A 21,018-nucleotide genomic window follows, 5' to 3' on the forward strand; every position below is an offset into this window, starting at 1 on the left:
CTCTACCCGGCCGCCGGCGCGGCTCGCACGCTGGACCCATGACCGCACGCGACCCGCAGACCCGCGCCGTCCACCCGCCCGTCCCGATCCCCGCGGGCAGCCGTCCCCTGGGCGTGCCGATCTACCAGGGGCACCTGTTCGGCTTCGACTCGGCCGACGCGCTCGCCGCCGCGTTCGGGGGGCCGGACGAGGCGTTCTTCTACTCGCGGATGGGCAACCCGACCGTCCGGGCGCTGGAGGAGGCCCTCGCCGACCTGGAGGGCGGGGCCCGCGCGCTGGCGACCGCGTCGGGGATGGGCGCGATCAACGCCGTGCTGACGGGGCTGCTGCGGTCCGGCGACCACGTCGTCGCGCAGGCGTCCCTGTACGGCGGGACGCACGCGCTGCTGACCGACCTCGCCGACCGGTGGGGCGTCGAGGTCACCCGGGTCGGCGGCGACGACCCGGCGGAGGTGCGGGGCGCGCTGCGCCCCCGCACGCGGCTGCTGTACCTGGAGACGATCTCCAATCCCACCACGCACGTCACGGACGTCCCCGCCCTGGCGGCGGCGCTCGCGGGCACGGACGTGCTGACCGTCGTCGACAACACCTTCTCGCCGGTGCTGTTCGCGCCGCTCGCGCACGGCGCCGACGTGGCGGTGCACTCGACGACGAAGTACATCGGGGGGCACGGCGACATCCTCGGCGGCGCCGCCGTGTTCGCCGACGCGGACGTGCACCGCCGGGTGTGGGAGCACTCCGTCGAGCTCGGCTCGACCGCCGACCCGTTCGCGGCCTGGCTCGCCGTCCGCGGGCTCGCCACCCTGCCGATGCGCATCGCCCGGCAGAGCGCGACGGCCCTGGACCTGGCGGGCCGGCTCGCCGCGCACCCGTCCGTCACGCGCGTCCACTACCCGGGCGTCCCGGACCATCCGCAGCACGGGTTGGCGGCGCGGCTCCTGCCGGACGGGCACGGCGGCGTGCTGTCGTTCGAACTGGCGGGCGGACGGGACGCGGGCCGCGCCTTCGCCGAGGCGGTGCGGCTCGTCGCGCTCGGCCCGTCGCTCGGGGACGTCGCGTCGCTCGTCATGCACCCGGCGAGCACCTCGCACCGGCAGCTCGACGCCGCCGCCCTCGCCGCCGCGGGCATCGGCGAGGGCACCGTCCGGCTGTCGGTCGGGCTGGAGGCGCCGGACGACCTGTGGGACGACATCGAGCGGGCGCTCGCCAAAGCGCACTGAGCGGGCGCTACCGGTTTTGTCGGCAGTGCTCCGCCCTTCAGGGCGGGGGCGAAGCCGCCCCTCCCGCGGAGTGGGACAGGAAAAGCCGGATCGCCCCCGGGGCGATCCGGCGTCACCCGGCATGGGACCGGGCCAGTTCCGGTGTCCCGCTTCCGCGCGCATCCGGAGAGTAATACTGTGGTCACGTGCAGCTCAGGTACTCCTTCAGGATCTACCCGACCCGGGGGCAGCAGAACGCCCTCGCGCGGGCGTTCGGCTGCGCCAGAGTGGTCTACAACGACGCTTTGCGGGCGCGGGAGGAGGCCCGCGAGGCGGGGCTGCCGTACGTCACGGCGGCCGAGTTGTCGGCGGCCATGACGGCGGCGAAGAGGACGCCCGAGCGTGCCTGGCTGGGCGAGGTGTCGGCGGTGGTGCTGCAGCAGTCGCTGCGGGACCTGGAGGCGGCCTACCGGGCGTTCTTCGACGGGCTGGCCGGTAGACGCCCGAAGGTGGGGTCGCCGAGGTTCAAGTCCCGCAAGGATTCTCGCCGGTCGATCCGGTTCACCGCCAACGCCCGCTGGCAGATCACGCCGGGTGGCAAGCTCGCGCTGCCGAAGGTCGGCGAGGTAAAGGTGCGGTGGTCGAGGCGGCTGCCGTCGGTGCCGCCGACGGTGACGGTGGTCAAGGACACGGCGGGCCGGTACTTCTGCTCGTTCGTGGTCGAGACCACCGGCGGTGGGACCGGTGAGCCCGGCCCCGGCGAGGGCCTCGGTGCGGGCTGCGATGTGGGGATCGATCTGGGGCTGGAGCATTTCGCCGTGACTTCCGACGGTCGCAAGATCGCCTCCCCCAGGTTCTTGCGCCGCGCCGAGAAGAAGCTGCGTAGGGCGCAGCGGGCGCTGTCACGCAAGCAGAAAGGATCGGCCAACCGGGACAAGGCCCGTCTCAAAGTCGCCCGCGCTCACGCGGGGGTCGCTGATGCGCGCCGCGAGTTCCATCACCAGCTGTCCACGGCTCTGGTCCGCGAAAGCCAAGCGGTCTATGTCGAGGATCTGTGTGTGAAGGGGCTGGCGCGCACCCGCCTTGCCGCATCGGTGCATGATGCGGGCTGGTCGCAGTTCACCAAGATGCTGGAGTACAAGGCGCGCCGGTACGGGCGGACGTTCGCGCGGGTCGACCGGGCGTTCCCGTCCTCGCAGCTGTGCTCGGGCTGCGGGTACCGGGACGGCCCCAAACCCCTGCACGTCCGCCACTGGACATGCGGGCACTGCGGGGCCGGGCATGATCGGGACGTCAACGCCGCCCGCAACATTCTTCACGAGGGGCGCCGCATCACCTCCGGGTGATGCTTTGCCGGTCGCCGCCGGACGGAAACCCCCAGGGCGTCCCCCCGGGGGAGGCGGAGACCTTAAACGCCTGTGGAGGGCAGGTAAGACCCCCGGCCCCGGCCGAGGGCACAGCCCGGTGAAGCAGGAAGCCACGGAAGTGACCGCACCGGCAACGAAGCGGCACAGGCCGAATGCCCGGCATTCAAGCCGGGGAGCGCGTCAAAGGTAGAAGCCCGTGTCGGTTCCGGTCTCCGCGTCCTGGTCGAGGGAGCGGCGCTCGCCCTTGCGCAGCGCCGCGACCTCGGCGAGCGTCGCGCCGTCCGGGCCGATCTGCGCGGCGAGGGCGCCGTCCGGGTCGCCGGCGCCGTCGGGTCCGGCGAGCCATTCGGCGGACTCGTCCCGGGTGAGCCGCCCGACCTCGATCTGCGCGAGGCAGCGGCCCGGACGGACGACCGCGGGGTGCAGCCGCGCGAGGTCCTCGTTGGTCGTGATCGCGACGAGCACGTTGCGGCCCTGGCCGAGCATCCCGTCGGTGAGGTTGAGGAGCCGGGACAGGCCCTGGCCGGCGGACTGCTTGGCCTCGCCGCGGATCAGCTCGTCGCAGTCCTCGAGGATGAGCAGCCGCCAGCGGCCCTCGTCGTCGTCCTCGCCGACGGTGACCTTCATCAGGTAGCTCGGGGTGCCGAACAGCGACTCGGGGTCGAGGACGCAGTCGGCGTCGCACCAGTCGTTCCAGGCGCGGGCGAGGGCGCGCAGCGCGGTCGTCTTGCCGGTGCCGGGCGGGCCGTGCAGCAGCAGGAGCCGGCCGGACACGTCGTCGGCGCCGAGCTTCATCACCGCGTCGAGGTCGTCGGCGACCCGCGCGGTGTAGTTCGCGCGGATGTCGTCCCACGGGTCGGCGGAGATGGCCCGCTCCTGGCGGACCGGGCCGTGCGGCGCCTGGTGCCAGAACCCCATCTCGACGCTGGTCTCGTCGGTCTTCGGCGGGTCGGTGGCGTCCTGCACCGACGCCGCGAGGATCGACTCGGCCAGGTCGTCGCTCACCGCGGAGACGGCGACGTAGGCGATGCCGCTGCTCCACTTGTTGCTGAGCAGCGTCCATCCGTCGCCTTCGGCGAGGACGGACTCCTTGCCTTTCTCGTGCGCGACCCGCACCAGCCGGGCGCCGTCCGGGCGCAGCGGGGCCTCCGGGCGGACGTGCGTCAGCCGCGTCGACCGCGACCAGGGCTGCTCCCCGGACGCGAACGGCCGCAGCGACAGCACGTCCATCACGTCGGCGGGGGAGTTGCCGTCGTTGAGGTTGAAGACCACGGGCAGCGCCGCGTCCGGGCCGGGTGCGGTGGCGCTCTCCCCGGGCTCCCTCGGCGTGATCAGGTGGACGACCTCCTGCGACGGCTCGTGCGGCGTGGTCATGGTTTCGATGATCAGGCCCCGCGGCGGACGGCGTCCACCGAATTAGCCGAACCGGACGGGTTCGTCACGGCGGGTGCGGCTCGCCCGCCTCGCGGGGGTTCGGGGGCCGGGGGCGCGCTCCGGGGCGCTCCGGGGCGGCCCGTCAGGAGGAGCCGCCGCGGAGTTCGCGGGCGGCTTTGCGGTCCTCGGCCTCCTTGAGGTCGAGCTTCTCGGCCTCCTCGGGCGTCGGCGCGGTCCCGCCGAGGTGGGCGGGCTGCCACCAGCGCTCGTTCTCCTTGGGGACGTCGGGGTACTCGCGCTGCGCCCGGTCGAGCAGTTCCGACATGCGGCGGTGCAGTTCGGCGGTGACCGCCTCGTAGTCGTCGCCGCGCTTGGGGTACATCGGCTCGCCGATGAGGATGGTGACCGGCACGTTGCGCTGGAACAGGCGGCGCTTGCGGCCCTTCGTCCAGAGCCGCTGCGGGCCCCAGAGCGCGATGGGGATCAGCGGTGTCTTGGACGCCACCGCCATCCGCACCGCGCCGGACTTGATCTCCTTCACGGTGAACGAGCGGGAGATCGTCGCCTCGGCGAACACCCCGACGATCTCGCCGCCCTTGAGCGCTTTGAGCGCGGCCGCGTAGGAGGAGGCGCCGGCCTCCCGGTCCACCGGGATGTGGTGCATGCCGCGCATCAGCGGCCCGGCGATCCGGTTGTCGAAGATCTCCTTCTTCGCCATGAAGCGCGCGAGCCGCCCGGCGGGGTGGACGGCGAGCCCGGCGAAGATGAAGTCCAGGTAGCTGATGTGGTTGCTGACCAGCACCGCGCCCCCGGTGCGGGGAATCTGCTCGGTCCCCTCCAGGCGGAACTTGAGGTTGAGCGCCTTGAAGACTCCCTTAGCCGTCTTGATCACCGGCGGGTACACGTGTTCGGCCATGTCAGCACCGTACTTGAGCTCATGGTGATCAGCGACCGAGAGCGGAGAACCGCGATGCATCGCACAACCGGGGTCGTCTCTGAGAAGGTTGTGGTGTGACGTGATCCCGTAACCGTGGAGGGGGATGAGCAATGGAACCGTTGGACGCGGCGGCGGACGTGCACGCGCTCATCCGCGATGTGCTGCCGGACCTCGCGCCGACCGCGTGGTTCGACCCGGGCACCTCGGAGGTCGTGCTGCCGGTGGGCCGGTCGGAGGCGCGGGCGTCGAGCTGGACGGTGCTGGAGCGCTGCGCCCGCGAGCCCCGTGCGGCGTGGCCGAAGGTGGTGGACGAGTGGGTGCGCGAGGTCGGCGACCGCGCGTTCCTCGCGGTCGGGGAGATGGAGCTGTTCGGGGACGTCCGCGAGCTGCTGCGGCTGCGGATCGTGCCGAAGCTCGCGCCGCGCGAGCGCGAGGGGCTCGTCGTCGTCCCGGCCGGCGACCACTTCGACGCGATGGTGATGATCGAGCACCCGCGCTACGGGGGGCCGCTGACGAAGGCGCGGGCCGGGCTGCTCGGCCTGCACAAGCTCGGTTACGTGATGACGAACACCCATGACCGCGAGCTCGCCGACGTCGAGGTCCGGGTGCAGCCGCTGCTGCCGGGACGGGACGTCCGCGTCGTCTCGAAGCCGGGCAGCCGGTACGTGTCGGCGCTGCTCAGCGAGGTCGACCAGTTCCTGCCGTGGCCGAACGAGCACGGCGCGCTGGTCGGGGTCCCGTGCCACAGCACGCTGCTGCTGTACCCGATCACGTCGGCGGCGGTGCTGGAGGTGCTGCCGGTGTTCGCGGACGTCGTCCGCGAGATGCACGGCGACGCCGACGACCCGTGCGCGCCGGGCGTGTACTGGAGCCACGGCGAGCGCCGCCTCACCCCGCTGGACCCGGACGCGACGCCGTCCGGGTCGGACGAGTTCGCCGCGCTGCTGCGCCGCCTCCCCGACGAGAGCTGAGCGGGCCTACGGCAGCTTCCAGTCGACGGGCGGCGCGCCCTGCTTCTGGAGGATCTCGTTGGCGCGGCTGAACGGGCGCGAGCCGAAGAAGCCGCTGTCGGCCGAGCGGGGGCTCGGGTGCGGCGACTCGATGCAGGGCACGCCGCCGAGCATCGGCTTGAGGTTGCGGGCGTCGCGTCCCCACAGGATCGCGACGAGCGGGCGGCCGCGCCCGGCGAGCGCGCGGATGGCCTGCTCGGTGACCTCTTCCCAGCCCTTGCCGCGGTGCGAGCCGATCTTGCCGGGCATCACGGTGAGCGCCCTGTTGAGCAGCAGGACGCCCTGCTCGGCCCACGGCGTGAGGTCGCCGGTGGACGGCTCGGGGTGGCCGAGGTCGTCGCAGTACTCGCGGAAGATGTTGATCAGGCTCGCGGGCAGCGGCCGGACGTGCGGCGCGACGGAGAAGCTGAGCCCGACCGCGTGCCCCGGGGTGGGGTAGGGGTCCTGCCCGACGATGAGGACGCGGACGTCGTCGAAGGGCTGGGTGAACGCGCGCAGGACCATGTTCCCGGCGGGGAGGTACCGCCGCCCGGCCGCGACTTCCGCGCGCAGCCAGTCCCCGGCGGCGGCGATCGTCCCGGCGACGGGCCGCAGCGCGTCCGCCCAGCCGGCTTCGACGATCTCTGAGAGGGGGCGTGCCGTCATGGCGCCACACCCTAGCGAGATGATCGGACACGCCGCGGCTTGATGGGGCCGGTGAGATTTCCTGACCGGGGTCGCGCGGAAAATAATCAAAACTTCGTGAAAACCTGCTCAAAATACGCCGAGGTGAGGGGGGAATGCCCCGTTAAGACCTTATTTCTTCTCGCTCACAATGTTGACCCGCCGCCCGGCCACGACATAACTCTCAAGAGGTAGGCAGGCGCACGACGAGCGGACGGGACGAGAGCATGGGCCAGCTGACCACCGTGGACGCGACCTTCCTCCACGCCGAGACCGGCACCACGCACGCGCACATAGCCGGGGTCGGCGTCGTCGACCCGGCCGGCTGCCCCGGCGGGCGGCTCACCGCCCCGCTGGTGGCGTCGCTGATCCGCGAGCGTGCGCACCTGGCCGCGCCGCTGCGGCAGCGGCTCGTCCAGGTCCCCTTCTCCCTCGACCACCCCTACTGGGAGGACGACCCCGACTTCACGCCCGAGCGGCACATCTCGGAGATCGGGCTGCCCGCGCCCGGCACCCGGCGGCAGCTCGCCGAGGTCGTCGCGATGCTCCACGAGCGGCCCCTCGACCGCGCGCGCCCGCTCTGGGAGATCGTGCTCGTCCAGGGGCTCGAAGGCGGCCTCACCGCCGTCTACGCCAAGGTGCACCACGCCGCGACCGACGGCGTCATGGCCGCCGAGACGCTCGCCGCGCTGCTCGACCTCACCCCCGAGCCCCGCGAGGTGCACCCCGACCCCGACCGGATCCCCGAGCGCGCCCCCGCGCTCGGCGACATGCTCCGCACCGGCCTGCTCAAGGCCGCGCTGCACCCGGTGAAGGCCGCGCTGTCGATGGCCCGCGCCGTCCCGCACGCCGACGAGATCCCGGGCGTCGCCGCCATCCCCGGCGTGGGCCTCGCGTCCGCGTTCGTCCAGGGGGCGCTGCGCCGCGAGGGCCTGCCGCGCGTCCCGCGGTCCAGCGCGCCGCCCACCCCGTTCAACCGGCCGATCGGCCCGCGCCGCGCCGTCGCCTGCGGCGAGCTGCCGCTCGACGAGGTCAAGCGGATCGGCCGGGGGCTCGGCGGCAGCGTCAACGACGTCGTCATGGCGCTGTGCGCGACCGCGCTGCGGCAGTGGCTCGACAAGCGCGGCGAGCTGCCCGACCGCCCGCTCGTCGCCGGCGTCCCGGTGTCGCTGCGCGGCGGCCGGTCCACCACCGACGCGTGCAACCAGGTGTCGATCATGACGGCGCCGCTCGCCACCCACATCCCCGACCCCGCCGGCCGGTTCACGGCCGTCCGCCGCGACATGGACCTCGTCAAGCGCCGCTTCGCCGTGACGTCCGGGAGCTGGGTGCGGGAGCTGAGCGGGCTCGTCCCCGCGCCCGTCGCCGGGCCGCTGACGCGGCTCGTCCTGCAGGCCGGCGCGGCCGTCTCGCTCCGCCCGATCAACCTGGTGATCTCGAACGTGCCGGGCCCGCAGTTCCCGCTCTACCTGTGCGGCGCGCGCGTCCTCGGCTACTACCCGATCTCGGTGGTGACGGACGTCAGCGGCGGCCTCAACATCACCGTGTTCTCCTACGACGGGACGGTCGACATCGGCATCGTCGCCTGCCGCGACCTCGTCCCCGACCCGGCCGAGATCATCGACCACCTCGACGACGCCCTCGACGAGCTCAAGGCCCTCGTGGCGGACTGACCGGAGACGGGCTGACCGGAGACGGGGTGACCCGGAGCGCCTCCCGGTGCCGCCACGCGAGTTCCAGCGCGGCGGCGCCGGCGGGCTGCATCGGCGCCGGGACGGTCCCGTCGAACGGCGCGCGCGCCACCTCGCCCTCGGCGTTGACCTCGACCGCGTCCCCGAACAGCTCGGCGAACGCGTCGTCGTCGAACACCACGGCGGTCAGCACGTCCAGCGCGAGCGTCAGCGGGTCGACGCCGATGCCGAGCAGGTGGGCGCGCGCCCGCCCGGCCGTCCGGGCGGCGGTCAGCGCGCGGTGGAAGGGCCACGCGTCCTGGTCGAACGCGGCGCCGTAGTCCTCGTCCCGGCCGAGCACCTCCTCGGCGTACTCGCGGACCATGCAGCGCCACAGGTCGAGGTCGCGGCGCTCGTCCGCCGCGCGGAGCGGCTGGAAAACCCCGACCGGCATCACCTGGAGCAGGCCGCCCGCGTGCGCCACCTTCGCCGGGTCGCGCCGGTGCAGCAGGTACGTCCCGGACGCCGTCAGCGTCACGGTCGTGATCGCCGGGAGCACGGTGCGGCGGGCGAGGTCGCACGGGTCGCCGATCCGGTCCCGCAGGCCGCGCCGTCCCGCGGCCAGCTCGTGCGCGACCGCCTCACCGACGTTCACCCCGTCGAAGTACCGCGCGGGCGAGAGCCGCAGCACCGGCCGGTCCGCCGGCGGCTCGACGGCGACGAGCCGGTAGGCCGGGCGGTCCTCGAACACCGCCGGCGGCGCGAGCGCCCCGAGGGCCTCCGCGTACGTCCGGTACCCGGGTGGCAGGCCGTCCGGCGGGGCGGCGACGGCGGGCGGCGGGGGCGCCGGGTCCCAGGCGAGCCGGACGTCGCCGAGCGGGACCGGCGCGTCCGGAACCCAGCCGTCCGCGCACCGCAGCGGCGTGCCCGCGACGCGCGGGACGTCCGGGTACAGGCCGTCCGCGACCTCCCCGAGCCGTGCCCGCGCGCCGTCGAGCGCCGCCCGTTCGTCCCGCCACCGCGCCTCGCCGTCCATGCCCGCCACCCTACGGACCGGGGCGCGGGCGGGGTCACGCCGCGCGGGCGGCGAGCTCGCGCTCGATGTCCTCCTCGATGAGGTCCATGTTGATCAGCCCGGCGGTCCAGACGGCGTCGGCCGCCGCGATGATCACCTGTCCGGCGGGCTTGGCGACGTTCCCGGCCGCCCACACGCCGGGCACGCTGGTGAGGCCGAACTGGTCGGTCTTCACCTGGCCGTCCTCGGTCAGCTCGCAGCCGAGGTCGGTCAGCGGGCCGGAGCGGGCGACCATGCGCGGGCCGAGGAAGACGGCGTCGCACGGGACGGTCTCCCCGCCGGCCAGGTCGAGGCCGGTGACGCGGTCGCGCTCGACGGCGAGCCGGGCCGGTTCGCCCGGGACGACGGTGACGCCGCGGGCGGCGAGCCGGTCGGCGTCCGCTCCCTGCGGCGCCTCGGCGGTGACGAGCGCGACGTCCGCGGACCACTGCGTGAGCAGCAGCGCCTGGTGCACCGACATGGGGCCGGTCGCCAGTACGACGATCTTCTGGTCGCGGACCTCCCAGCCGTGGCAGTACGGGCACATCTGCACCTCGCGGCCCCAGCGTTCGCGCAGGCCGGGGACGTCCGGGAGCTCGTCGACGACGCCGGTGGCCACCAGCAGCCGCCGGCCGTGCAGGACGGTCCCGTCCCGCAGCGTCACGGCGAAGCCGCCGGCGGTCCGCTCGGTGCGCTCGACGGCGCCGTCGACGATCTCGCCGCCGTAGCCGCGGACCTCGGTCCGGCCGATCCTGCGCAGCTCCTCCGGCGGCATCCCGTCCCGGGACAGGAAGCCCTGCATGTGCGCGACGGTCGCGTTGCGCGGCTCGCCGGAGTCGACGACGGTCACGCGGCGGCGGGCCCGGGCCAGCACCAGGGCCGCGCTCAGCCCGGCCGGGCCGCCGCCGATGATCAGTACTTCCCGCTGCTCGTTCCCCAGGTGTTCGCTCATGCCGCCGAGGATGCGCGACGCCCTGCGGGATTGACAAACTTCGTTGCCGAAACTGCAATGGACCCATGAGCGAACCGATCGAGGACGTGCTGGCGGGCGTGGGGGAGCGGCTGCGGCGGCTGCGCCGGGAGCGGGAGGTGACGCTGTCCGCGCTCGCGGAGTCCACCGGCATCTCGGTGAGCACGCTGTCGCGGCTGGAGTCGGGCAAGCGGCGGCCCAGCCTGGAGCTGCTGCTGCCGCTCGCGCAGGCGTACCAGGTGCCGCTGGACGAGCTGGTGGGCGCGCCCGAGGTCGGCGACCCGCGCGTCCGGCTGCGGCCCCAGAAGCGGGGCGACCTGATCGTCATGCCGCTGACGCGCCGTCCGGGCGGCATCCAGGCGTTCAAGATGATCCATCCGGAGCGCCCGGGGAAGCCCGAGCCGAAGACGCACGAGGGCTACGAGTGGCTGTACGTCCTGAACGGGCGGCTGCGGCTCATCCTCGGCGACCGCGACCTGGTCCTGGAGCCGGGGGAGGCCGCCGAGTTCGACACCCGGCTGCCGCACTGGTTCGCGGGCGTCGGCGGGCCGGTCGAGGTGCTCTGCCTGATGGGGCCGCAGGGTGAGCGCTTGCACATGCGCGCCCAACCCAGACGGAAGTGACATACATTGGCTTTCCGTGCAGAACGCCCAAACTCCCCAGCATCCCCAGGAGACCGGAGAGACCAGGACCGCACCCGTCGCGTGGGCGCTGTGGGGCGTGGGCATCGCCGCCTACGTCGCGGCGATCCTGCACCGGACGTCGTTCGGCGTCACCGGAGAGGACGCCCTGCACCGGTTCGACGCGTCCGCCGGGATCCTCGCCACGTTCACGGTCGTCCAGCTCCTCGTCTACGCGGGGCTGCAGATCCCCGTCGGGCTGCTGCTCGACCGCGTCGGCCCGCGCCGGATGATCGCGGGCGGGGCGCTGCTGATGGCCGCCGGGCAGGCGCTGATGGCCGCCGCGACGTCCGTCCCGCTCGCCGTCGCCGCCCGCGTCGTCGTCGCGGCCGGGGACGCCATGACGTTCATCAGCGTGCTCGGCATCGTCGGCGCGTGGTTCGCGCCGCCGCGCGTCCCGGTCGTCACCCAGCTCACCGGCCTGCTCGGGCAGCTCGGGCAGGTGCTCAGCGCGGTCCCGCTGGTCGCGCTGCTGCACGGCCCCGGCTGGGGCGCCGCGTTCGGGTCCGCCGCCGCCCTCGGCGTGCTGGTCGGCGTCCTCGCGCTCGCCGTGCTGCGCGACGCCCCGCCCGACGCCGCGCGGGCCGCGTCCCCGACGCCGCGCGAGATCGGCCGCGACCTGCGCGCCGCGTGGCGGCAGCCCGGCACCCGCCTCGGCCTCTGGACGCACTTCGTCACCCAGTTCGCCTCGAACGCCTTCGCCCTGATGTGGGGCTACCCGTACCTGGTGTCCGGCCAGGGCATGGAGCCCGCGACCGCCTCGACCCTCCTCACCGTGTTCGTCCTGGCGAACATGGTGTCCGGCCCCTACATCGGACGGCTCGTGGCGCGGCACCCGCTGCGCCGCTCGTGGCTCGTCCTCGGGATCGTCGGCCTCAACGCCGGGGCGTGGGCCGCGACGCTCGCGTGGCCGCCGCCCGCGCCCGCCTGGCTGCTGGTCGTCCTCGTGCTGTGCGTCGCGCTCGGCGGCCCCGGCGCCATGATCGGCTTCGACTACGCCCGGACGTTCAACCCGCCCGGACGGCACGGCGCCGCCACCGGCATCGTCAACGTCGGCGGCTCGGTCGGCGCGCTCGTCACCATCCTGCTCGTCGGGGTCGTGCTCGACGCCGCGTCGCCCGGCCGGGAGTACACGCCCGAGGCGTTCCGCCTCGCGTGGACCGTGCAGGCGCTCGTCTGGGCGGTCGGCGTCGCCGGGGTGCTGCGCACCCGCCGCCTCGCCCGCCGCGAACTCGCCCGCCTCGCCCCCGTGGGGCCGGGCGGGTCAGCGGGCGAAGCCGTGCAGCAGCGCGCGGACCATGCCTGACGGGTCGGGCTGCGGCACGCCGATGAGGCCCCGGTACACGGCCAGGCCGACGACCATGTCCGACAGCAGCCACAGGTCGGCGTCCGCGGCCAGCTCGCCGCGCTCGATCGCCCGGTCGTAGATCGGCCGGCTGCGGGCCATCCGGTCGCGCATGGCGGTGCGCAGGATCTCGCCGACCGCCGGGTCGCGGCCCGCCTCGCCGAACATCTCGCGCGTCCGCTCCGCGAACTCGGGCGCGTTCCAGACGGCGAGCGTCTCGGAGACGATCACCAGCAGGTCGCCTTCGAGCGAGCCGGTGTCGGGGACGGCCGTGACCTGGGCGTCCATGGCGGCGCGGATCGCGTCGAGCAGCATGTCGCGCTTCGTCGCGTAGCGGCGGAAGACGCTGGCCCGGCCCACCCCGGCGGCCGCGGCCACCTCGTCCACGGTGAACGACGGCCCCTTCGCCACCAGCAGCTCGACCGCCGCCCGCTTGATGCGCGCGTCCACCGCGGGATCGGGCTTGCGCCCCCGAGCCATCATTGTGATACTCCTAGTATCAGATACTGCAAGTCTCAGAATGGGTTCCGAACATGAGAGTACTCATCGCCGGCGCGGGTGTCGCGGGACTGAGCGCGGCGCGCGGCCTCGCCCTCGCCGGGCACGACGTCGAGGTGTACGAGGCGGCGCCCGAACTCCGCACCGAAGGCGGCTCGATCTCGATCTGGCCCGCGACCGCCGGCATCCTGCGCGAGTTCAAGGTCGACCTCGACGGCGCGGGCCGCCGGCTGGAGGCGATGGTGAGCCTCTCGCCGCGCGGCCGCCGCCTCGGCGCCATCGACCTCACCGCCGTCGAGCGCGCCTTCGACGGCCTGCCCGCCCTGCACATCGCCCGCCGCGAACTCGTCGAGCGCCTCGCCGACGGCGTGCCCGTCCGCTACGGGCACGAGATCACCGAGGTCGACCCCGACCGCGCGGAACTCGTCTTCGCCGACGGGCGGACCGTGCGCGGCGACCTGCTCGTCGGCGCCGACGGCCGCCGCTCGGTCGTCCGGCGGGCCCTCGGCGGCCGCGAGGCGCGGCTCAACGGCTGGGCCACCTGGCAGGCGTTCACCGACCTGCCGTCCGACATCGCCGGCGGCGGCCGGACCGTGCTCGTCTCCGACGGGCGGTCGCTCGGCAGCATCGCCCCCGCCGGGCACGGCCGCGCCCTGTGGTGGTTCGACCTGCGCGCCAAGCCCGGAAGCCGCTTCTGGGACTCGCCCGGCATCCTGGACCGGCTGCGCGAGCGGTTCGGGCGCTGGCCCGACCCGTTCCCCGCGGTGCTCGAACACGCCGAGACCGCCGGCTTCTACCCGCACCACCTGCACCGCGTCCCGTCCACCTGGGGGCGCGGCCCGACCACCCTCCTCGGCGACGCCGTCCACACGATGCCCCCGGCCATGGCGATGGGCGCCGCCCAGGCCGTCGAGGACGCCTGGGCGCTGAGCCGCACCCCCGGCGACCCGCGCGCCTACGAGCGCGCCCGCGCCAGGACCGTCCGCCGCGTCGCCCGCATGGTCGCGACCGAGATGCCCAGCCGCCAGGGGCCGATCACCGGGCTCGTCCCGGACGCCCGCTCCACCAAGTCGTACGTGAAGTGGCTCCGCTCCGCCACCGACTACTTCTAGCCGCGCAGCTCCAGCGTGCAGCACTTCGGGCCGCCGCCCGCCTTGCGCAGCTCCGACAGGTCCACCGGAACCGGCTCGTACCCCCGGGCGCGCAGCGTCCCGATCAGCCCCTCCGCCTCGGCGTTGACCACCACGTTGCGGCCGTCGCAGACGGCGTTCAACCCGAGCACCGCCGCGTCCCGCTCGTCCGCCGTGACGGCGTCCGGGAACAGCCGCTCCAGCACCGCCCGGCTCCCGGGCGAGAACGCGCCCGGGAAGTACGCCACGTTGTCGCCGCCCAGCGGGAACAGCGCCGTGTCCAGGTGGTAGAAGCGCGGGTCGACCAGCCGGAGCGTCACCACCGGACGCCCGAGGAACTCCTGCGCCTCCTGGTGCGCGGCGATCTCCGTCCGGAAGCCCGTCCCGGCCAGGATCACGTGGTCGAGCGTGAGGAAGTCGCCCTCGCCCTCGTTCACGTGCTCCGGCTCGCGCACCACCGCGAACCCGTTCGCCCGCAGCCACGCCGCGTACGCGGGGCCCTCCGCCCGCCGCTCCGCGTGCGCGAACCGCGCCCCGTACACCCGGCCGCCCACGACCAGCGCGCCGTTCGCCGCGAACACCATGTCCGGCAGCCCCGCCACCGGCTCGATCAGGCTCACCTCGTGCCCCAGCGCCAGGTACGCGTCCCGCAGCGCCTCCCACTGCGCGACCGCCCGGCCCGCGTCCGCGCCCGCCGCCGGGTCCATCCACGGGTTGATCGCGTACGTGACGGCGAAGTGCTCCGGGCGGCACATCAGGTAGTGCCGCCGCAGCGCGGTCCGCGCGGGTGCTGGCTCCATCGCCGGCATGACGGTCATGCGTGTCTCCACAGGCTTCCGAAGAGAGGATCCGACTTATCGAAAGCCTAAGAAGCCGCGCGCCGCGAACCAATGCGCGAACCTTGCGCTCATCTGGCGTTTCATTGCTGCTTCGCCCCGACCCGAGGCGAAACGTTGCGTGCCGTGAGGAACACTGGATAATGCCCCGGATGGACTCGACCAGCGACCTGTGCACGATCGAGATCGATCGGGGCACCATCCGGCTCAAGGCGATCGAGATGGGCCTCACGTACGGCGGCCTGATCGAGGCGCGCCGGAGGCCCGGCTGAACGACCAGATCATCGAGGATGCGGCCGAGCAGGCGGCCCGCCGGTACCGGTGCGGCCCGGCGTGGCTCGTCCCGCCGATGCGAAGCGCCCCCGAGGTCGACCCCCACACGGGCCACGTCTACGAGTACCTGTACCCCGTCCGCTGCACGGGCCTGTTCGAAGGGCCCCCGACGCCGCGCGCGGGCGACGGCTGGTGGACCTCCCGGCTCGTCGTCGTGTGGTTCCAGCAGGCGGGCGACCGGATGGTCCACCCGGACGCCGCCCGCGCGATGCGCCCCATGCCGTGGGACGAGATGGCCGAGGACCTCACCTTCGACGACTGGTGAGGAAATCGGCAACCGCCGCGGTCTGCCCGAGGATCGCGTGCCCGGTCTCCGGCAGCAGCACCACGGTCGAGTCCGGGACGTTCTCCTGGACGCGCCGCGCCGTCCCGCGCGAGTCGAACATGACGTCGCGCCCGCCGACGATCACCAGCACGGGCATGCGCAGCCCGCGCAGCGCGCCGTCCGGGAACACCGGCAGCCGCTCCGTCCGGGGCCGGAACCGCTCGAAGGTCAGCACCAGCCCGTCCAGGACGGGCCCGTCCGGCAGGCCCGTCACCTCCGCCGCCGACCGGCGCACGCCGCCGCGCCCCAGCGCGCGCACGACCAGTGCCTTGGCGAGCCAGCCGACCTTCTGCCGGCCCAGCCCGCCCGGGCACAGCAGCGCCAGCCGCCGCACCCGCTCCGGGCGCCGGACGGCGTAGTCCAGCGCGAACCAGCCGCCGAGGGACGCCCCGACGAACGCCGCGTCCGCCAAGCCGAGCCCGTCCAGCACGTCGTCCAGCCACAGCGCGGGCGCGCCCGTCCCGAGCTCCGGCCGCGACGGCGCGCTCAGCCCCGGCTCCCCGACGAGGTCGACGGCGTGCACGCGGAAGTCGCGCGCCCACACGGCGACGTCGTCCAGCCACATCGTCGCGTTCGCCCCCGACCCGTGCAGGAGCACCACCGGCGGCGCGTCCGCCAAACCGGAGACGACGGCGAACGTCTCGCCCTCCCGCGTCGGCACCCGCACGTGCTCGGCGGGCACCGGCCACCCGGCCAGGTTCGCCCGGTACATCCGCAGAAGCTCACGCTCCCCCTCGAGGGACTTGTAGATCGTGCTCACATCACACCTCTTCATCCTGCAAACATCCCTATTAGGTCACTTATACACGCTCATAGGTAAGCTTGCGTCATGAAAATGAGGTGACGGCGCCCTCGCTCGGGGCTAGCGTCCCGACCATGGACGACCACTTCGGCGAGAGCGTCGCGGCCACCTACGACGAGACGTCGGCGGAGATGTTCGCCCCGGACGTCGTCGGACCGGCGGTCGACCTGCTGGCCGAACTCGCCTGCGGCGGCCGCGCCCTCGAACTCGGCATCGGCACCGGCCGCATCGCCCTGCCGCTCGCCCGCCGCGGCGTCCCCGTCCACGGCATCGACCTCTCCGCCGCCATGGTCGCCCGGCTGCGCGCCAAGCCCGGCGGCGACGCGATCGGCGTGACGATCGGCGACTTCGCCGCGACCCGCGTCCCGGGCACGTTCGCGCTCGCCTACCTCGTCTTCAACACGATCAACAACCTGACCGAGCAGGACGCCCAGGTCGAGTGCTTCCGCAACGCCGCGGCCCACCTGGAGCCCGGCGGGTGCTTCGTCGTCGAGGTCGGCGTCCCCGACCTCCGCCGCCTCCCGCCCGGCCAGACGACCGTCCCCTTCCGCGTCGGCGCGACGAGCTGGGCGTACGACCGCTACGACTGCGCCACGCAGGCGATGAGCTCGAACTACGTCACCGTCGAGGACGGCCGCGGCGAGTTCCGCTCGATCCCGTTCCGGTACGTGTGGCCGTCCGAACTCGACCTGATGGCCCGCATCGCGGGCATGGAGCTCGTCGGCCGCTGGTCCACGTGGACGCGCGCCCCGTTCACCCACGAGAGCGAGGAGCACGTGTCCGTGTGGCGCAAGCCCGCCCCGTGAGCGCCCGTCAGGTGATCGTCACGACCACCTTGCCGAGGGCGCGCCCCTCGCCGAAACCCCCTCCGGGCGAGCGGAAGGTGACCGCTTCCGCGACACCCGGTCCACGCCCCGTTCGTCCGGCACGGGCTCACGGCATGAGCGCCCACACGACCTTCCCGACCCCGGTGGCGGACGGCCGGATGCCCGTGTCCTTCGCGTAGGCCGCGACGATCGCGAGACCCCGCCCGTCCAGGTCGTCCGGTCCCGCCTCCCGGCTTCGCGGGAGTTCGGGCGACGGATCCCAGCACTCGAACAGCGCCGCACCCGCCCGCACCGCGATACGAATCCGGATCTCGCGCCCGTACGCCGCGTTCACCGCGTTCGTCACGATCTCGCTCGCCACGACCGCCGAGTCGTCGATGGCAGCCCGCTCGAACGTCCAATTCGCGAGCGCGTACCGGACGAGTTCGCGAGCGAGCACGACGGACGATTCCACAGCGAGCAGAGTCATCCGCATTTCGTCCGATTTGCCACATTCTATTCCTGAGTGTTGACCGCTCATGGCCGCCGTCCCTTCTCCTGTGATTCCGTCCACAGAATCGGCGGCGGCGAGTTAGCGTGTGATGGATTGCAATCCAGTCAATACGGGGGAGTTGCAATGACCGTCCGGGAGACGATCGACCCGAACTCGTCACTCTGGGCCTGGCTGGCCTTCGACCTGTGGCTTTACCGCACCCAGCGAGGTCTCTCCCTGGCCCAGGCGGCACTGGTCGTCAAGGTCGCGCGCGGCACCGTCTCGAACTGGGAAGCGGGCCGCCACCGGCCGAACGATGACCATATGGCGCTCCTCGACAAGGCATGGAACACCGGCGGCCACTTCCAGCGCCTCATGCACTACGCGCGGACGGGCCACGACCCCGACTGGTTCAAGCAGTACGTCCAGTACGAGGCGGCCGCCGAGGTCATCAAGGTCTACAACGGCAAGAACGTGCCGCTACTGGTGCAGACGGAGGAGTACGCACAGGCCATTCTGAAGACCGATGTTCCGGTGCAGACGGCGGAATCCCTCAGTAAGGCGCGCATGAAGCGGCAGTCGGTCTTGGGACGTACCGGGGCACCGTACGTGTGGATCTTGATCGACCAGGAGGTGCTCGAATGTCCGGTCGGATCCAAGGAGGTCATGGCGGGGCAACTGCGCCACCTTCTCGGTGTCGATGACGGTCCGCAGTTGAGCGTCCGCGTGATCCTCCGCTCGGCCGGTCATCATCCAGGGCATGACGGCCCCTTTCAACTCCTCAAGGTCCATGGGCGGGAGATCGCTTACGCTGGAGCCCAGATCGGCGGGCGCTTGATCGAGACCAGTGACGAGGTCGCCGCACTCGGGATAAAGTTCGATCAAATCGGGGCATTTGCCCTATCTCGGGCGGATTCCCGGGAGCTGATCGAGCGGACGATGGGGATGTACCAGTGATCGTGTGGAGGAAGAGCTCCTACACCGGAAGCGCCAACGATGAGGTGTGCGTTGAGGTGGCCCACGTGAACGGTGGCGTTGCCGTACGCGATTCCAAGGATCCGGACGGGCCGCGCCTCGGCTTCGCCCGCCGGGAGTTCGGCGGCCTGCTGGACCGCATCCGGCGCGGCGACTTCGACCGCTGACCCCGAGGGCCGTCCCCGCGCCGTCCGTCCGGCGGCGGATCGGTCCGCTGCTCGGGTGACCGGATACGGACGCGGCCGGGTCGGTGTTCGTTCCCATGGTGAGCCGGGCGCGCTCAAGACGTTGGACGTACCTGGCGCACCTGATCACCGGTGCCGTCCCGCGGCGCGGCGATCTCGCCGGTGAACTACCGTCCGCCGAGATCGAATCCTGGTTCAGCCCGGCTCCGCCCGCCCTGTCCCAGGGCCCCACGGACCCCGCCATGCGCGCGGCGCTCGAAGCCGCCCCGGCGCATCTGCTGCGCGCGGCCGCCGCGCGCGAGACCATGCGGCTGGCGGCCCTCCTCCATCTCGACGGCACCCCGGGCCTCGCCGAGGCGGTCGCCGCGGCCGAGCGCGGAGAGGGCGTCACCGTGTCCCCGGAGTCCGAGCTCGGCGTGCACGTCCGCTCGTGGCTGGCGCGCTCACGTCGGGCGGGACGATCGCTCAACGACTTCGCCTGCTCCAAGATGAACGACGACGAGCGGAACGCCGCTTTCATGCTCGGCTGGTTCGCGAAGGCCCTGCATGCCGCGCTGTGGCACGAGCCGCGCGCCGCCGCCCGTGGGGCGCTCCACCCGCTCACGAAGGGCCCGGCCCCTCTGCGCGACCCCGCCCAGGAGGCCGCCCTCCTGGACCTGCTCCGCAGTGGCACCGAATCGATGTGATGGGACGCGGTTCGTTCCTTAGGCCTTGCAGCTCGGCGTTCGGCTCCTGCGTGAGGCGGGGTTAGGGCCGCAGCCACGGATCGCTCGGCCGCACCGTGTAGTGCCGGACGGACGAGCTTGTACCGGGGCATCGTGAGCCCGGTGGTCGACGTCGCCTCGTGTTCGTCCATCACGTCCCGGACGTCCTGAACGGGCGCAGCTCGTATGCCGCGTCGGCTTCGTCGACGCAAGGCAGTTTCTGAACTTACTGTCTGAGAAGCAACTGTGCATCTGCCTACCGTCGGGGGCGGTGTGGGTGTGTGCTGCGGGCTGTTCATCCTCCTCAACTGCGAAGTTGTGTCCGCGCTGGGCATTGACGGTGGATCAGTAGGCTCTTACGATCACGTACTCAGTGAGCAAAACCATACAAAACGTTCGGTAACAGGAGGTCGCGGTGGAGATGGCTGCGAACGGGCCGGGGGACGCCCTCGGCGACAGGTTCGTCGCTCGAGCGGCGGACCTGCTGCCCGGCCTGGTGGGTCTGCGGCGGGCGATCCACGCCGCGCCGGAGCTGGGCCTGCACCTGCCGGAGACGCAGCGCAAGGTGCTGGACGCGCTCGCTCCGCTCGGCCTCGAGGTGCGCACCGGGACGGCGCTGACCTCGGTGGTCGCGGTCCTGCGCGGCGCCCGTCCCGGCCCGGCCGTCCTGCTGCGCGCCGACATGGACGCCCTGCCCCTGCGAGAGGACGCCGACGTGCCGTTCCGGTCGTCCAACGGCGCGATGCACGCGTGCGGGCACGACTTGCACGTCGCGGGCCTGGTGGGCGCCGCCCGCCTCCTGCACGAGCACCGCGGCGAACTCGCCGGGGACGTCGTGTTCATGTTCCAGCCCGGCGAGGAAGGGTTCGGCGGCGCCCGGCTGATGCTGGACGAGGGGCTGCTCCAGGTGACCGGCGAACCTCCGGTCGCCGCGTACGCCGTGCACGTCGGGCCCGGTCCGCGCGGCACCTTCGTGACCAGGCCGGGTACGGTCACCGCGAGCTCGACGACCTTCGCCGTGGAGGTGTCCGGGCGGGGCGGGCACGGGTCCAGGCCGCACGAGGCGGTCGACCCGGTGCCGGTGCTCGCCGAGATCGTGCTGGGCCTCCAGGCGTTCGTCACCCGCCGGTTCGACGTGTTCGACCCCGTCGTGCTGTCGGTGACGAACCTCGCCGCCGGGACGGGCGCCGCCAACGTCATCCCCGGTTCCGGGAGCCTCAGCGGGACCGTCCGGACGATGTCCCCCGAGGCGCTGGCCAGGGTCGAGGCGGAACTGCCCGCCGTGGCCGCCCGCATCGCCGAGGCGCACGGGGCGACCGCCGCAACGGAGGTCACCACCGGGTACGAGCGTCGTCAACGACCCGGCCACGACCTCCCGGGCGCTGGACGTCCTCCGCGCGTCCTTCGGCGACGCCCGGGTCGTCGAGGCGCCGCACCCCACGATGGGCGCCGAGGACTTCTCGTTCGTCACCCGGGAGGTGCCGGGGACCATGCTGATGCTGCTGGCCGGCCCGCCCGGCCTCGACGGGCCGCCCGCGCCGAACCACTCCCCCCGCGCGGTGTTCGACGACGGCGTCCTCGCCGACCAGGCCGCCGCGCTCGCGCTGCTGGCCGTCCGGACGCTCGACGGGGCGGCGCGATGAGCGCCCCCGCCGAGACGGC

Annotated in this window: 22 protein-coding genes and 1 pseudogene; 14 read left to right on the forward strand and 9 right to left on the reverse strand. The window is 73.2% G+C overall.

The window, feature by feature from the left end; genetic code table 11:
- The first annotated feature begins 38 nt into the window (after window positions 1-38).
- Together DMH08_RS07035 and DMH08_RS07040 are read left to right on the forward strand one after the other, a co-directional pair.
- Complete coding sequence (locus tag DMH08_RS07035; protein WP_125612470.1) at window positions 39-1,220, forward strand: trans-sulfuration enzyme family protein; 1,182 nt, start codon at window positions 39-41, stop codon at window positions 1,218-1,220.
- 185 nt (window positions 1,221-1,405) lie between these two features.
- Window positions 1,406-2,545 (forward strand): RNA-guided endonuclease InsQ/TnpB family protein, encoded by a 1,140-nt coding sequence (locus DMH08_RS07040; RefSeq protein WP_125612472.1) that lies wholly within the window; start codon window positions 1,406-1,408, stop codon window positions 2,543-2,545.
- 201 nt (window positions 2,546-2,746) lie between these two features.
- Here DMH08_RS07040 and DMH08_RS07045 read toward each other — a convergent pair whose 3' ends face one another.
- Window positions 2,747-3,940, reverse strand: coding sequence for a DUF5925 domain-containing protein (locus tag DMH08_RS07045; protein WP_125612474.1), 1,194 nt, complete (start codon window positions 3,938-3,940; stop codon window positions 2,747-2,749).
- A 142-nt stretch (window positions 3,941-4,082) separates the two neighbouring features.
- On the reverse strand, window positions 4,083-4,856 hold the full coding sequence (locus DMH08_RS07050) for a lysophospholipid acyltransferase family protein (protein WP_034516554.1): 774 nt from the start codon (window positions 4,854-4,856) through the stop codon (window positions 4,083-4,085).
- A gap of 131 nt (window positions 4,857-4,987) precedes the next feature.
- Between DMH08_RS07050 and DMH08_RS07055 the strand changes: the two genes are divergently transcribed.
- A complete protein-coding gene (locus tag DMH08_RS07055; RefSeq protein WP_026401039.1) occupies window positions 4,988-5,848 on the forward strand; it encodes a hypothetical protein in 861 nt (286 codons plus the stop codon).
- A gap of 6 nt (window positions 5,849-5,854) precedes the next feature.
- Here DMH08_RS07055 and DMH08_RS07060 read toward each other — a convergent pair whose 3' ends face one another.
- Window positions 5,855-6,532 carry a uracil-DNA glycosylase gene (locus DMH08_RS07060; RefSeq protein ID WP_125612476.1) on the reverse strand — a complete coding sequence of 226 codons (678 nt, stop codon included), beginning with the start codon at window positions 6,530-6,532 and terminating at the stop codon, window positions 5,855-5,857.
- A 245-nt stretch (window positions 6,533-6,777) separates the two neighbouring features.
- Between DMH08_RS07060 and DMH08_RS07065 the strand changes: the two genes are divergently transcribed.
- Window positions 6,778-8,223 (forward strand): WS/DGAT/MGAT family O-acyltransferase, encoded by a 1,446-nt coding sequence (locus DMH08_RS07065; protein ID WP_125612478.1) that lies wholly within the window; start codon window positions 6,778-6,780, stop codon window positions 8,221-8,223.
- On the opposite strand, the gene DMH08_RS07070 is transcribed toward DMH08_RS07065, so the two are convergent.
- Complete coding sequence (locus DMH08_RS07070; protein WP_125612480.1) at window positions 8,201-9,256, reverse strand: transcriptional regulator; 1,056 nt, start codon at window positions 9,254-9,256, stop codon at window positions 8,201-8,203. The two genes, DMH08_RS07065 and DMH08_RS07070, sit on opposite strands and share 23 nt — an antisense overlap.
- Window positions 9,257-9,290: 34 nt before the next feature.
- Complete coding sequence (locus tag DMH08_RS07075; RefSeq protein ID WP_034516551.1) at window positions 9,291-10,226, reverse strand: NAD(P)/FAD-dependent oxidoreductase; 936 nt, start codon at window positions 10,224-10,226, stop codon at window positions 9,291-9,293.
- 65 nt (window positions 10,227-10,291) lie between these two features.
- On the opposite strand from DMH08_RS07075, the gene DMH08_RS07080 reads away from it, so the two are divergent.
- Together DMH08_RS07080 and DMH08_RS07085 are read left to right on the forward strand one after the other, a co-directional pair.
- Window positions 10,292-10,867 carry a helix-turn-helix domain-containing protein gene (locus DMH08_RS07080; RefSeq protein ID WP_026401035.1) on the forward strand — a complete coding sequence of 192 codons (576 nt, stop codon included), beginning with the start codon at window positions 10,292-10,294 and terminating at the stop codon, window positions 10,865-10,867.
- A 16-nt stretch (window positions 10,868-10,883) separates the two neighbouring features.
- Window positions 10,884-12,230, forward strand: a complete 1,347-nt coding sequence (locus tag DMH08_RS07085) for an MFS transporter (RefSeq protein WP_233617451.1) — start codon at window positions 10,884-10,886, stop codon at window positions 12,228-12,230.
- Here DMH08_RS07085 and DMH08_RS07090 read toward each other — a convergent pair.
- On the reverse strand, window positions 12,189-12,752 hold the full coding sequence (locus DMH08_RS07090; RefSeq protein ID WP_125612482.1) for a TetR-like C-terminal domain-containing protein: 564 nt from the start codon (window positions 12,750-12,752) through the stop codon (window positions 12,189-12,191). The two genes, DMH08_RS07085 and DMH08_RS07090, sit on opposite strands and share 42 nt — an antisense overlap.
- A 50-nt stretch (window positions 12,753-12,802) precedes the next feature.
- On the opposite strand from DMH08_RS07090, the gene DMH08_RS07095 reads away from it, so the two are divergent.
- The gene (locus DMH08_RS07095; protein WP_125612484.1) at window positions 12,803-13,879 is read left to right on the forward strand and encodes an FAD-dependent oxidoreductase; all 1,077 of its coding nucleotides are present in this window, start codon (window positions 12,803-12,805) and stop codon (window positions 13,877-13,879) included.
- Here the strand turns inward: DMH08_RS07095 and ddaH are convergent.
- Window positions 13,876-14,715 carry a dimethylargininase gene (ddaH, locus tag DMH08_RS07100; protein ID WP_125612486.1) on the reverse strand — a complete coding sequence of 280 codons (840 nt, stop codon included), beginning with the start codon at window positions 14,713-14,715 and terminating at the stop codon, window positions 13,876-13,878. The two genes, DMH08_RS07095 and ddaH, sit on opposite strands and share 4 nt — an antisense overlap.
- Before the next feature lie 367 nt (window positions 14,716-15,082).
- Between ddaH and DMH08_RS07105 the strand changes: the two genes are divergently transcribed.
- Window positions 15,083-15,331, forward strand: coding sequence for a hypothetical protein (locus DMH08_RS07105; protein WP_125612488.1), 249 nt, complete (start codon window positions 15,083-15,085; stop codon window positions 15,329-15,331).
- On the opposite strand, the gene DMH08_RS07110 is transcribed toward DMH08_RS07105, so the two are convergent.
- A complete protein-coding gene (locus tag DMH08_RS07110; protein ID WP_125612490.1) occupies window positions 15,312-16,151 on the reverse strand; it encodes an alpha/beta fold hydrolase in 840 nt (279 codons plus the stop codon). The genes DMH08_RS07105 and DMH08_RS07110 overlap by 20 nt on opposite strands.
- A gap of 116 nt (window positions 16,152-16,267) precedes the next feature.
- On the opposite strand from DMH08_RS07110, the gene DMH08_RS07115 reads away from it, so the two are divergent.
- A complete protein-coding gene (locus DMH08_RS07115; protein WP_125612492.1) occupies window positions 16,268-16,999 on the forward strand; it encodes a class I SAM-dependent DNA methyltransferase in 732 nt (243 codons plus the stop codon).
- 127 nt (window positions 17,000-17,126) lie between these two features.
- Here the strand turns inward: DMH08_RS07115 and DMH08_RS07120 are convergent, their stop codons facing one another.
- Window positions 17,127-17,489, reverse strand: coding sequence for an ATP-binding protein (locus DMH08_RS07120; RefSeq protein WP_158642261.1), 363 nt, complete (start codon window positions 17,487-17,489; stop codon window positions 17,127-17,129).
- Window positions 17,490-17,636: 147 nt separating this feature from the next.
- On the opposite strand from DMH08_RS07120, the gene DMH08_RS07125 reads away from it, so the two are divergent.
- From DMH08_RS07125 to DMH08_RS42600, 5 genes and pseudogenes are all read left to right on the forward strand, one after another.
- Window positions 17,637-18,449: a helix-turn-helix domain-containing protein gene (locus tag DMH08_RS07125; RefSeq protein WP_125612496.1), complete on the forward strand. Its 813-nt coding sequence runs from the start codon at window positions 17,637-17,639 to the stop codon at window positions 18,447-18,449.
- 2 nt (window positions 18,450-18,451) lie between these two features.
- Window positions 18,452-18,634 carry a DUF397 domain-containing protein gene (locus DMH08_RS07130; protein ID WP_325052911.1) on the forward strand — a complete coding sequence of 61 codons (183 nt, stop codon included), beginning with the start codon at window positions 18,452-18,454 and terminating at the stop codon, window positions 18,632-18,634.
- 83 nt (window positions 18,635-18,717) lie between these two features.
- The gene (locus DMH08_RS07135; RefSeq protein ID WP_158642262.1) at window positions 18,718-19,338 is read left to right on the forward strand and encodes a hypothetical protein; all 621 of its coding nucleotides are present in this window, start codon (window positions 18,718-18,720) and stop codon (window positions 19,336-19,338) included.
- 439 nt (window positions 19,339-19,777) lie between these two features.
- Window positions 19,778-20,641, forward strand: a pseudogene (locus tag DMH08_RS42595) (M20 metallopeptidase family protein); the annotation flags it as partial.
- 97 nt (window positions 20,642-20,738) lie between these two features.
- Window positions 20,739-20,999 (forward strand): hypothetical protein, encoded by a 261-nt coding sequence (locus DMH08_RS42600; RefSeq protein WP_325052912.1) that lies wholly within the window; start codon window positions 20,739-20,741, stop codon window positions 20,997-20,999.
- Window positions 21,000-21,018 lie beyond the last annotated feature (19 nt).

The sequence above is a fragment of the Actinomadura sp. WAC 06369 genome (assembly GCF_003947565.1).
GTDB lineage: Bacteria > Actinomycetota > Actinomycetes > Streptosporangiales > Streptosporangiaceae > Spirillospora > Spirillospora rifamycini.